Below are 12560 nucleotides of genomic sequence, written 5' to 3' on the forward strand. Positions count from 1 at the left end.
AAAGCCCCAATTTTCTTCTCGTCACTCAAATCATCAAACTCATTTTGTGCCCTGACCAGTTCCTCAAACCAATCGCCCGCACCCAATTGATCTATGATTTCAAGATGATGCTTTTGAAGTTCTCTAATGAGTCCGGGCAAGCCGGTGGATTGTCGTTGATAACCATCATTTCTGCTGTGCCACGCATGTTGCTGCAGGGTCGAAAGCAACTCAGCACCAAGAATGCTGTGCCTTTTGGATGCCCGATGACAAGATGCTTCCACAAACCGGTAAAATGCAATATAGGATTCATCGCGTTTACTGGCCTGAAGTGTCTTGCGCTCCATAACACAACTAATCACTCTTCGCTGAAAGGTTTTCTCATAACTGTCCAGACTTTCCTTGACATCTCCTACAAAAGCCTGGAGTTCACCTTTATGGACAGGGCAATGGTTGTAGATCTGAAGGGTGATTTTAGCAAGATCGTACAAATCAAAAGAAAGGAGTTGGGAAAAGTTTAGTGATTTTAGCATACGTTATAAGGGTTTAGGAGTTATTATAACACTCTCAAACACAAACAAATTCACAGCCTGGATTTTCCAGGTCATGATACGCGTCAGAGTGCTATGTTTTACTGTTTTTACGGACCTGCAGGCTTAAAGGTTTCAAAAATATTCCGTTTAATCATCCGAAAAAAACAAGCTTAAAGTCCTTTCCCCGAGATACCTGTTCCCTGAATTTTACGAAATAAATCCAGTGCATATACATCCGTCATTCCGGAGATAAAATCGATAACTGTCTGAACCCTGAGATGGACAGGCTCATCCTCAGCCACTTTGTATTGCTCGGGAATAAACGGCAGTAACAATCTGGAATAATAGTGCTTAGGAGCCAAAACAGCTTTGGTAAATTCGTCAAGCAGGGTTCCAAGTATTTTAAACCCGGCAATTTCAATCTCCACCACAGAGGGATGCCGGTATATCCGCTCAAATCCCACACGGGCGCAATTTCTCATTGCTGAGTCCATGCTGCCTGTTAGCTTATCAATTAGGGCTCCCCTGAATGATCCTTCCATAATCTGGTCGTGATTATTCATGAAAATATCGGTACAGGCTCCAACCAGTTTACCAATCACGCCTGCTCTCAAATAGCCAATCTGTTCATTGGTATCAGTAACTTCATTACAGACCTCTTCAATTCGATGAATCTGATCGCTGTCGGCAACCGGATCATAAAAAGCCATCAGCAAATCCTGCGTTTCACGGGTGGATAATATACCCAGTTTATGTGCATCTTCAATATCCATCAGTTGGTAGCAAATGTCATCAGCAGCCTCAACCAGGTAAACAAGGGGGTGACGGGCAAATACGCCAGGAGAAGTTTCTTTCAATCCCAGCTCGGAAGCAATGTCCGAAAATATCTCCTTCTCGCTTTGAAAGAATCCATACTTCTTGAGAGTCGGATTCCCGGATGCATAAGGATACTTAACAATTGACCCCACAGAAGTATAGGTCATCGCAAATCCCCCTGTGCGCCGGCCTGAAAATTTATGGGTCAGTACTCTCAGGGCGTTGGCATTGCCCTCGAAATCCACAAAATCGTTCCACACCTCAGGCGCATTAATCATCTGTTCAAGATATCTCCCGTTTCCATGTTTAAAAAAATCTGATATTGCTTTTTCCCCTGAGTGCCCAAACGGAGGATTTCCCATGTCATGGGCCAGACAGGCCGCAGCAACCACCGAGCCCAGCTCCTGGGTCAAAGAAAATTCATCCCCAAAACGAGAGAATAGAACCCGGGATACATTATTGCCCAGCGAACGTCCTACACTTGCCACTTCCAGACTATGTGTCAGTCGGTTATGCACAAACACACTTCCCGGCAACGGAAACACCTGGGTTTTGTCCTGCATTCTTCTGAACGGTGAGGAAAATATCAACCGGTCGTAATCCCGCTGAAACTGAGTGCGGTCGTGATGCCCGCGATTTTCGGATGCTCCGGTGCGCTTAGTAGATAATAGATTGTTCCAATCCATAGGCTCTTTCATTCAGTAAATGGTGGTCCGGTATTTTTTCATCTCCTTGTCCAAAAGACGAGCATTTCCATCCGTAACTTTATTCATCAACTTCCAAAAACCCGGCCCATGATTTTTCTCTTTCGTATGACACAGTTCATGCAACACTACATAATCAATCAAATGTTGAGGCAACCGCATCAATTGCAGATTCAGATTTATATTATTGACAGAAGAGCAACTCCCCCATCTGGATTTAAGGTTCTTTATAAACACTTTATTGACCTTGAATCCATTAACCCCGGCAAAATGCCTCACCCTTCCGGGAAGCATTGCTTTGGCCTCTAACCTTAATCCTTCCTCTATCGCCTGACGAATGGCCGTTTGAACCCTTGCGTCAGTCACATTCAAAAATCGAGGATAAGCAACACGTAAAATGCCGTCTTTCAATCTCATACGTATCTTTTCACTCTGGTGACGCTCCACCCGTAACTGAAAAGTACGACTGCGAAATTCGGTCTGCTCATTAAAGATGGTCTTCATTTGTTCATGTTCTGCCATACGGGACTGATTCTGTTGAATCCAGAATCGCTTCTCCTCAACAAACGTCAAAGCTTTTCGAATGGAATAACCGGAAGGAAATAAAACTACAACTCCCTCGAATGGTTTCAGTCGAATGGACAAGCGCCGGCAACGGGCGTCACTCCTAAAAAGTACCGGCCCGATACCATCAATATCTATTAATGAGGTTTGTGTTGACATAACATCACAAAGGTAAAGTTTTCCCGCTATTGCCAAACAGATGATTACTAACGTAAATTAGCTTCATTAAAAAATGGCTCATCACAAATATGAGTGTCTATTTAAATTGTTGTGTTCATTCAAAAAAAGAAATTCCAACAATAATCAAAACATACGACACCTTCAGCGTCGATATTTGGTGCTTGACAAAAGCTATAAACATAAGAGCCCTTCAGGCTCCGCTCCCTTCAATAAAGGGACATTACCCCGAAAACTCTATTTCCCTCAATTATATAGGCATGACCCCGAATGGTCAAATATTAATAGATGTAATTTTCATGTAAGAATTGACCCCCAAACTTAATTATACGACACCTTAAGCGTCGATGTTTTATGTTTGGCAAAAGCTATTTACATAGGAACCCTTAGGCTCCGCTCCCTTCAATAAAGGGACATTACCTCGAAAACTCTATTTCCCTCAATTATATAGGCATGACCCCGAAGTGGGTCAAATATTTATAGATGTAATGTATGTGTAAGAATCGACCCCCTAAGTGGGTCGTACCAATTTTGTGTGATGGTTTGGTATTTTCGATTGTGGTCATTTTTAAATGTTCAAAGAGTACCCATCATTATGATGAACAAAAAAATAAAATGCTTTTTCCCTGTAACGAATTAATACCTTTGTGCGTCCCACTTCAGATTATGTTTTTTTACAAAAAAGAAAGTAATTCAGGCATACTGTTACTTAAATCAACTTTTTTGTTCCATTTCATCACAAATGTGTCCGTTCGCGAACACACCTTGTTTCATAATCAGACAGTTTTTGAAATTGCTAAAACAACAAATAGCCACCTAAAGAACTGTTTTACAAAATATTGAACAGTTTGGCAAACCAATTGATAGAAAAACTCAGAGAAAAACACACAAAACCAGATACCATGAGCAACAGTATTATCAAAGTAGAAGGCCTTCACAAATCGTATCAAATGGGCAACAATGCCCTGCATGTTCTGAAAGGTATTGATTTGGACATAAAGGCCGGCGAGATGGTTAGTATCATGGGCTCATCGGGCTCGGGCAAATCTACCTTACTGAACATTCTTGGAATTCTTGACAACCACGACAGAGGGAGTTATTACCTGGACAGCGTGAAGATTGAGAAAATGAACGAAACCCGGGCTGCTCGATTTCGCAACAATTACATTGGTTTCATTTTTCAATCGTTCAACCTCATCTCTTTCAAAAATGCCATGGAGAATGTGGCATTGCCGCTTTTCTACCAAAACGTAAGCCGCAAAAAAAGAAATATGAAAGCGTTGGAGTATCTGGACCGCTTGGGGCTGAAAGAGTGGGCCAACCATTTGCCGTCGGAATTATCGGGAGGACAAAAACAACGAATTGCCATTGCCCGGGCGCTTATTTCGGAACCCAAAGTGATATTGGCCGATGAGCCAACTGGTGCTCTGGACTCCCAGACTTCCTTTGAAGTGATGGATATTCTACAAGAGGTCAACCAGCTGGGAATCACTGTCATTATTGTTACCCACGAGGACGACATCGCTCATCGCACCCAGCGAATCATACGGCTCAGAGACGGATTGATTGATCGCAACGAACTGAATGGAAAATATGAACCGGTTGCTGCCGGTGATATTTTTACGTCCAACTAATTCCAGATAAAAACCATCACTCAATAACCAAGCACTATGTTCAATTCGCTGCAAGAAATACTCTCAACCCTCAAACAAAATAAGCTTCGGGCCATCATGACCGGATTTAGTGTGGCATGGGGTATTTTTATGCTTATCCTTCTGCTGGGGTCGGGCAACGGACTACAGAACGGGATGGAAAACAACTTCCGTGGCACCGCCAAGAATGCCCTGTGGATCTGGAGTCGTCAGACACAGGTTGCCCACGAAGGGTTGCAGGCGGGTCGCCGCATTCAGTTTACCGATGAGGATTACGACATGCTGGTCAATCATTTCGATGATGACATCTCCGATATATCCGGTCGTTTTCGTCTCTGGGGAACTGGCACCGTCACCTATAAAAGTGAATACGGCGATTACGATCTGGAAGGTGTTATGCCGGAGTTTAAAAACATCCAAATAGTGGACATTGACCAGGGGCGTTACATCAACGACCTGGACATTAAACAATTCAGAAAAGTCGCTATCCTTTCGGTCCCCGTAAAAAAAGCTCTTTTCAAAGAAGAAGATCCGATAGGAAAATATATCCGAATTGACCAGGTTCCCTTTATGGTAGTGGGTACATTCATCAACCCCGAGCGACGCGATGATGAACAAATTTACATACCGGTAAAAACGGCCCAGCGGGTATTTAACGGAAGCAATAAACTCAACGAACTGGCCGTTGCAACCAATGCACTCACCGTAGCCGAGAACAAACGAATTGAAGAAGCCATCAGGACCACACTTATGAAGAAGCACCGAATTGCTCCTGACGACAAGCAGGCCCTTGGTATCTGGAACACCCTGGAGCACTTTAAACAAGCCCAGGGTGTGTTTACCGGCATTCGTATCTTCGTATGGGTCATTGGTATCATGACCATTATAGCCGGAATCGTGGGCGTCAGTAACATCATGATAATTCTTGTCAAGGAACGCACCAAGGAGATAGGCATCCGCAAAGCTATTGGGGCCACCCCCTGGTCAGTGATCAGGCTAGTGCTGTCCGAATCGGTTTTCATTACCACCCTGTCAGGATTCTTTGGTCTGGTAACCGGAATGGGACTGATGGCGGTCGTGTCCATGGTTCTACAAAATATGGCAAAAGGCAACCCCAGTATCGAAAGCACTTTTTACAACCCGTCGGCCAATCTTTCAGTGGCTGTATCGGCCCTGGTAGTGCTGATTGTCGCCGGCCTAATTGCCGGCTACGTCCCGGCACGCCGCGCTTCTGCTATCAAACCTATTGAGGCATTGCACGACGAGTAAACCAGCCAATTGAATATTGAGAAAGGAGAAGCCACTTATTGTTAAAAATTAAAACTAAATACCGTGTTTGACTTAGATCGCTGGCAGGAAATATTGAATGCCATAAAACAAAATAAATTTCGTAGCATACTTACTGCTTTTGGTGTGTTCTGGGCAATTTTCATGCTGGTTGTGATGACCGGTGCAGGAAATGGCCTGATAAACGGGGTGACCAGTGGTTTCAAAGATTTTGCCACCAACAGCGCTTTTATGTGGTCCAACCGAACCACCATTGCCTATCAGGGTTACGACCGCGGAAGATGGTGGAGCATCAACAACGACGACATGGAAACCATCCGTACTGAAATAGAGGGCGTCGATGTAATATCTCCACGCTTGCAGGGATGGAACCTCCGCGAAGGTCAGAATGTGGTACGTGGAGAAAAAGCAGCAGCATTCAATGTGATGGGAGATTATCCGCAATACCGGAAAATAGACCCTTGCACCATGCCCTGGGGGCGCTACATCAATGATGAGGACATCAAACTCAAAAGAAAGGTTTGCATCATCGGCGAAAACGTTTACGATGTAATGTTTGAGGAAGGCGAAGACCCTGTTGGAACATATTTACGCATTAACGGAGTTTATTTCATGGTGGTGGGCGTCTTTAAATCCAACAATCCTAATATTAACATCGGGAGCAATAAAAAAGAGACCATATACCTCCCGTTTACCACTATGCAACAAACATTTAACTACGGCGACGAAGTGCATTTCTTCGGATTTACTGCCAAACCGGGAGTAAATGTTCAGGGCATTGTGGACGAAATAAAACCCCTGATTAAAAAACACCATAAAATTGCCCCTGAAGACGAGGAAGCCATAGGCGGATTTAACGTCCAGAGCGAATTGCAGACCATGGAATACACCTTTCTCGGAATTAACATCCTGATTTGGGTAGTGGGCATCGGAACACTAATTGCCGGGGCGGTCGGAGTCAGCAACATTATGCTGGTAATAGTAAGAGAACGGACCCGGGAGATTGGCGTACAACGTGCAATTGGAGCAAGACCAGCGATAGTAATCGGACAGATCCTTACCGAGTCAGTATTCCTCACCACGGTTGCAGGATTTCTGGGGCTCGCATTTGGTACGTTGATTCTGCATCTTACCGACTTAGCCCTTTCGGCTGCCGCAGCAGGGGCTCCGGAAGATGAAATGACTTTCTTTGCCAATCCTGAAGTAGGACTCCCGCTGGCTATCGCAGCACTGGTTATGCTTATTCTGGTTGGCCTGTTCGCAGGACTGATTCCTGCAATGAAAGCAGTAAGAATTAAACCCATTGATGCACTAAGACATGAGTAATCTCTGTGACCACTGTGGTTTTATTTTTTAACCACGGAGAGCACAGGAAAACACAGAGGATTAAAATAAAAACAAGAACAATTAAAAATACGGGCACCAATGCCTTTTAAAACCTGAACAAAATGAAAAAGTTTTTTAAAATTCTGATGGTAGCAGTATTGATAGCCCTTGTAGGATGGGTCGTTTTCTACCTTTACAACCAGACCAAAAAATCGCCCGTGGTTTTTGAAACCAAACAACCTGAAGTCACCAACATTATCAAGAAAACTGTGGCCACAGGTTCCATAATACCACGAAAAGAGATCCAGATTAAACCTCAGGAATCGGGCATTATTACCGAAATCTACGTCCAGCCCGGTGACCTGGTGACACAAGGCGATTTGCTGGCAAAAATTCAGATAGTCCCGGAAATGCTGCAGGTCAACGAAGCTGAAAACAGACTGGCAAAAGCCCGCCTTGCTTTCGACAACGCAAAAATTGAATTTGAACGCTCAAAGGAACTTTACGACAATAAAGTTATTCCCGAATCTCAATTTCTGAGTGATCAACTCTCGTTCCAAACCTATAAGAAAGACCTGGAATCTGCAAATAACAACCTTGAACTAATCAAAGAAGGAGTTATCAAGAAAGCCGGAGCCCAGACCAATACACTGATTCGGGCTACCACTTCAGGAATGGTGCTGGATGTGCCCATCGAAATCGGAAATTCTGTCATCAAAAGTAACACCTTCAACGACGGAACCACCATTGCACTGGTTGCCGATATGGGAGAGATGATATTTGAGGGAAAAGTGGACGAAACAGAGGTGGGAAAAATCAAAGAAGGAATGCAGCTCTTGCTAACCATCGGAGCACTGGATGAAGAAGAATTCAAAGCTAACCTCGAATTTATCTCCCCAAAAGGAGTCGAAGAGAACGGAGCCATTCAATTCGAGATAAAAGCCGCTGTTGAATTGCAGGAAGGAAGTTTTGTAAGAGCTGGATACAGTGCTACTGCCGACATCGTTCTCGATCGCCGCGACAGTGTTCTCGCTATTCAGGAAAAGCTAATCACCTTCAAGGACGATTCTACCTTTGTGGAAATAATGACCAGTCCTCAGGTATTTGAAAAACGCATTGTTAAAACCGGGCTTTCTGACGGCATCAATATCGAAATTGTTGAAGGTCTGAAGCAGGAAGACGAAGTGAAAATACCTCAGTCGTAAGTTTATTATCACATAACCAACAGATTAGAACACAAATTATGAGAAACATAACAGCCATAATAATGCTTCCGCTGTTGATGGCTTTCACGGGAGCAAATGCTCAACAGCCGGAAAAATGGAGCCTGAAAGATTGTATTGATTATGCCAAAGAGAACAATTTGTCTATTAAACAGCAAAGCCTGAATACAGAATATCAACAAAACAATTACGAACAAAAGAAACTCGACCGCATACCCTCTGTCAACGGGAATGTTGGCTATCAGGTGAGTTTTGGACGTGTACCTGATGATACCTCCTACGAGATTGTAAATCAAACCACACAATTTGGCCGCTTCGATTTAGGAGCGTCAGTTCCAATAATTCAGGGGTTTTCTCTTCAGAACCAAATCAAACGTGATAAAGCAAACTGGCAGGCATCCCGAAAAGAACTGGAAGCCGCCAAAAACGACCTGGCGTTAAACATTACCTCTTTGTACCTACAGGTTTTGTTTGACAAGGAGTTGCTGGATGTGGCACGCGAACAATTCAGTGTGGCAGAGGAACAGGTGGAAAACACGCAGAAACTGGTGGATGCCGGACGGGTAGCCGAGGGCAACCTGCTTGAAATAAAATCACAAGCCGCCAGGGAAGCACTTACTGTTACGCAAATGCGAAACAACCTTTCTCTATCACTGTTAAGTCTGGCTCAGGCTCTCGACCTCGAGGAGACTCAGGGGTTTGATATTGTAGTGCCTGAAATCCCGGAATTGAATCAGAATGTCCTGACACCTCCTGCCGAATTATTTAATCAGGCAGTGGAAATTATGCCACAGATTGAAGCCTCGGAATACAATCTGGAAAGTGACCGTTTTGCATTGAAAGCAGCCAAAGGACAACTTTATCCCTCTCTTAATCTGGATGCAGGATGGAACACCACTGTTTCAAAAAAAGAGAGCACCGTAAACTTCGACTTTGCCCAAAGCTTTAGTGATAACTCCACAGAATATATTGGACTATCATTGAGAATTCCATTATTCAACGGTATGGCCACACGCAACAATGTTAAAAACTCCAAATTGAGCATTCAAAGCGCTGAGCACGAATTAAATAAGGAAAAACAAACTCTTCGAAAGGAGATTCAACAAGCTTATGCCGATGCTCAGGCCTCTTTCCAAAAATACACTTCAGCTGGAACGGCTGTTGACTCCTATAAAGAATCATTGCGTTACACCGAGAAAAAATATGCCGTAGGCCTGGTGAGTCCTGTTGACTACAGCGTTGCAAGAACAGACTATTTAAAGGCACAGTCCGACTTTCTCCAGTCAAAATATGAATACGTCCTTCGCACCAAGGTGCTGGACTTCTATACAGGTGCACCATTAGTACTTGAATAAATTTCCCTTACTGTCAAAACGCAAAAAGGCGCTGCACGTTAACCGGCAGCGCCTTTTGCTAAACATTTCAGAAATCTTCTCTTACAACATACGGTTATTATTAGTGCCACTAAGGTTTTTTCAGTCTTTAATAAGAACCCAACAAATACAAGGCTTTCAACCGTCTGCAGTCTAAACCTTTAACGCCGGGCCGTCGACAATCCTTTAGCGGCCAGTGCGTGGCACAAATTTATGAATCCAAGGGATTTAATTTTCGTAAATGACAGATTCTAAAACGGTAATAACGTGCTACATTGAGTTTGTCCAAATGCAGTAATTGGTATTTCCCTGCAAAGATTATTTGAGAGTCACCTCAAACTCCAGTTCAAAATCATCGAAAATCAGATTATCTCCAAGATTATCAAAAAATGAATCTGACCCATAACGTACGTTGTATTTTGAACGATCCACCACCAGTTTTCCTGCGAATGTTTTGCCGTCCACTTCGGCTTCGAAAGAAACAGGGTTAGTTTGACCCTTTATGGTCATACTACCGGTAAATCTGTATTTTCCCGATTCAACTTTCTCACCATTCTTAATCTCAAGTGTAGCAATTGGATATTCATCCACACTAAAGAAATCATCCGACTTAAGATGACCTACCAATTGCGCTTTGGAATCTTCATCATCAATATCATAATTGCTGATGGAGGTCATGTCGGCTACAAATTTCCCGGAAACAAAGCTGTCTCCTGATTTTTCCAGATAACCCGACAACAACTGAATCTCCCCGGTGTGCGAGCCGCCAACTTTTTTTCCTGTCCAGACAATTTTACTGTCTTCAACATTCAGTTCACTCTTCTGTCCATAAGCCGAAGGGGCCATCACAAGAAGTCCCAGGGCCATTATTAATGTTGAAATTCTTTTCATAAGTTTCTCCTTTTATTTGTATTCGTTTTAGATAAAACAAATACACATAAAAAAAGTTCTGAACGAAAAAAGGGACATTTAACAGACAATATAAAAATATAAGTGACTCACTGGAAGAGCACAAGGCAGAAGCTAAGAATTCAAAACTTTTAGCTACTGGGTTATTACTTTCAACTCTTTACCGATTTTGATAAATGCAGCGATCGCTTTGTCGAGATGTTCTTTTTCGTGAGCTGCCGATAGTTGAATACGTATTCTTGCTTGTCCTTTAGGAACAACGGGATAATAAAAGCCTGTCACATAAATTCCTTCTTCAAGCAGGCGGGTAGCAAAGTCCTGAGACAGTCGGGCGTCATACAACATCAGCGCCACAATAGCCGAGTTGGTTGGTTTAATATCGAAACCAGCCTCAGAAATCTTTTGTTTAAAGTAAGCGGCATTGTCCATTAATTTGTCCCTGAGGGCCGTGGATTCACTCATCATTTCAAAGACTTCAGTGGCAGCTCCTACGATCGAAGGAGCCAGAGAATTACTGAACAAATAAGGACGCGATCGTTGACGAAGCAGTTCAATAATCTCTTTTTTCCCGGTAGTGTAACCACCAAGAGCACCGCCCAGGGCTTTCCCCAAAGTTCCGGTAATAATATCAACCCTATCCATCACATTATGATACTCATGCGTACCGCGGCCTGTTTTTCCTATAAAACCTGACGCATGACTGTCGTCCACCAGCACCAGGGCATTGTACTTATCGGCCAAATCGCAAATTTTATCCAGGGGAGCAATATCGCCATCCATAGAAAACACCCCGTCGGTCACAATTACTCTGAACCGCTGACTCTGCGAATCCTTTAGTTGTTGCTCAAGGTCATCCATGTTCGCATGTTTGTAACGATATCTGGCTGCCTTGCAAAGTCTTACTCCGTCGATAATACTGGCATGGTTCAGTTCATCAGAAATAATGGCATCTTCGCCAGAGAAAAGAGGCTCAAAAACACCTCCGTTGGCATCAAAACATGCGGCATATAAAATGGCATCCTCCATGCCGAAGAAAGAAGCAATCTTTTGCTCCAGATTTTTATGTAAATCCTGGGTTCCACAAATAAACCGAACGGAAGACATACCGTAACCATGCGAATCCAGGGCCCGATGAGCTGCATCAACAACCCTGGAATGAGCCGATAGTCCAAGATAATTATTGGCACAAAAATTCAACACCTTCTCCCCTGTATTCAACGTTATTTCTGCTCCCTGCGGAGAGGTAATCACCCGCTCTTTTTTGTACAATCCGGCTTCCTCTATATTGTCAAGTTCTTTTTGCAGATAATCTTTGTATTTACCGTACATAGCGACTTTTTTTAGTTATAAATCAAAGTTAAGCAAAGTGCCCTGAGAAAAAAATGACAATTGATACTTAAAACGTATATGAGCCGTTAGGATACTCAGAATAAGACCCGGGGAATTCGTTACAGGAAAAAGGTTAACTGTGAAAAACACTAATAAACTGATAATCTTTGCAAAAAGAGGGATTGTCATTTTATTGTTCATGGTACACTAACGGTTATTTACCAAAATAAACCCGGCATTACTCAAATAGGGCCCCTTCAGCCCACAGGATGGTTAAGCTTTTTATTATTTTTGAACATTTATTTAACACCCATTCCCAAAATCTTTAATGTATGCAGGAAGTTAAAGGGTTCCCCCCAACTGCCTTGGAGACCCTTAGGATGTTGGCCACATTTACGAATTCTTCAGTAGCACTGACTGTAGAAACCGAAGGACCTGTTTCCTTTATCTACGCCGAATCAGGCGAAGAACAAAAAGGAGAAGTTCTTCTAAGGCAAGCTATTGAACAAACCGCAAAAGTTGGCAGGGGAATCAAAGGATGGTTCGAGCTGAACGATCCACTGTTTGTGCATCCATTCAAATGGGGCCGGTTCATCAACTTAAATTCAAAACAGCTCAACGGAAATAATCGTCTTTGCCTTTTTTCAAATAACTCAAGCTACTGGAATCCATCTCAAAACCTGTTAAT

General features: G+C 43.2%; 10 protein-coding genes and 1 pseudogene. 6 read left to right on the forward strand and 5 right to left on the reverse strand.

Annotated elements, in window-relative coordinates:
- The 3 genes from QZZ43_RS14690 to QZZ43_RS14700 form a co-directional block, all read right to left on the reverse strand.
- Positions 1–512 (reverse strand): DUF6261 family protein (locus QZZ43_RS14690; RefSeq protein ID WP_291860978.1); only part of this gene is annotated, 512 nt, incomplete at its 3' end.
- Between the two features lie 170 nt (positions 513–682).
- Entirely contained in the window at positions 683–2014 is a 1332-nt protein-coding gene (gene dgt, locus QZZ43_RS14695; protein WP_291860981.1) for a dGTP triphosphohydrolase, read from the reverse strand.
- 12 nt (positions 2015–2026) lie between these two features.
- Positions 2027–2755 (reverse strand): M48 family metallopeptidase, encoded by a 729-nt coding sequence (locus tag QZZ43_RS14700; protein WP_291860984.1) that lies wholly within the window; start codon positions 2753–2755, stop codon positions 2027–2029.
- A 920-nt stretch (positions 2756–3675) separates the two neighbouring features.
- Here QZZ43_RS14700 and QZZ43_RS14705 point away from each other — a divergent pair.
- From QZZ43_RS14705 to QZZ43_RS14725, 5 genes are all read left to right on the forward strand, one after another.
- On the forward strand, positions 3676–4407 hold the full coding sequence (locus tag QZZ43_RS14705) for an ABC transporter ATP-binding protein (protein WP_291860988.1): 732 nt from the start codon (positions 3676–3678) through the stop codon (positions 4405–4407).
- A 36-nt stretch (positions 4408–4443) separates the two neighbouring features.
- On the forward strand, positions 4444–5694 hold the full coding sequence (locus QZZ43_RS14710; protein WP_291860991.1) for an ABC transporter permease: 1251 nt from the start codon (positions 4444–4446) through the stop codon (positions 5692–5694).
- 63 nt (positions 5695–5757) lie between these two features.
- Positions 5758–7038, forward strand: a complete 1281-nt coding sequence (locus tag QZZ43_RS14715) for an ABC transporter permease (protein ID WP_291860994.1) — start codon at positions 5758–5760, stop codon at positions 7036–7038.
- A gap of 122 nt (positions 7039–7160) precedes the next feature.
- Entirely contained in the window at positions 7161–8243 is a 1083-nt protein-coding gene (locus QZZ43_RS14720) for an efflux RND transporter periplasmic adaptor subunit (protein ID WP_291860997.1), read from the forward strand.
- Positions 8244–8281: 38 nt separating this feature from the next.
- A complete protein-coding gene (locus QZZ43_RS14725; protein WP_291861000.1) occupies positions 8282–9616 on the forward strand; it encodes a TolC family protein in 1335 nt (444 codons plus the stop codon).
- Positions 9617–9952: 336 nt separating this feature from the next.
- On the opposite strand, the gene QZZ43_RS14730 is transcribed toward QZZ43_RS14725, so the two are convergent.
- Together QZZ43_RS14730 and kbl are read right to left on the reverse strand one after the other, a co-directional pair.
- The gene (locus tag QZZ43_RS14730) at positions 9953–10525 is read right to left on the reverse strand and encodes a YceI family protein (RefSeq protein WP_291861002.1); all 573 of its coding nucleotides are present in this window, start codon (positions 10523–10525) and stop codon (positions 9953–9955) included.
- Between the two features lie 153 nt (positions 10526–10678).
- Entirely contained in the window at positions 10679–11872 is a 1194-nt protein-coding gene (gene kbl / locus QZZ43_RS14735; RefSeq protein ID WP_291861005.1) for a glycine C-acetyltransferase, read from the reverse strand.
- A 332-nt stretch (positions 11873–12204) separates the two neighbouring features.
- Between kbl and QZZ43_RS14740 the strand changes: the two are divergent.
- Positions 12205–12560, forward strand: a pseudogene (locus QZZ43_RS14740) (PAS domain-containing sensor histidine kinase); the annotation flags it as partial.

The sequence above is a fragment of the Marinilabilia sp. genome, from assembly GCF_016278715.1.
Taxonomy (GTDB): Bacteria; Bacteroidota; Bacteroidia; order Bacteroidales; family Marinilabiliaceae; genus Marinilabilia.

Excerpts from the sequence above, each read along its gene's own strand:
- QZZ43_RS14700 (WP_291860984.1), bottom strand. The coding sequence starts at position 2,755 with ATGTCAACACAAACCTCATTAATAGATATTGATGGTATCGGGCCGGTA.
- QZZ43_RS14720 (WP_291860997.1), top strand. The coding sequence starts at position 7,161 with ATGAAAAAGTTTTTTAAAATTCTGATGGTAGCAGTATTGATAGCCCTT.
- QZZ43_RS14705 (WP_291860988.1), top strand. The coding sequence starts at position 3,676 with ATGAGCAACAGTATTATCAAAGTAGAAGGCCTTCACAAATCGTATCAA.
- QZZ43_RS14725 (WP_291861000.1), top strand. The coding sequence starts at position 8,282 with ATGAGAAACATAACAGCCATAATAATGCTTCCGCTGTTGATGGCTTTC.
- kbl (WP_291861005.1), bottom strand. The coding sequence starts at position 11,872 with ATGTACGGTAAATACAAAGATTATCTGCAAAAAGAACTTGACAATATA.
- QZZ43_RS14710 (WP_291860991.1), top strand. The coding sequence starts at position 4,444 with ATGTTCAATTCGCTGCAAGAAATACTCTCAACCCTCAAACAAAATAAG.
- QZZ43_RS14730 (WP_291861002.1), bottom strand. The coding sequence starts at position 10,525 with ATGAAAAGAATTTCAACATTAATAATGGCCCTGGGACTTCTTGTGATG.
- dgt (WP_291860981.1), bottom strand. The coding sequence starts at position 2,014 with ATGGATTGGAACAATCTATTATCTACTAAGCGCACCGGAGCATCCGAA.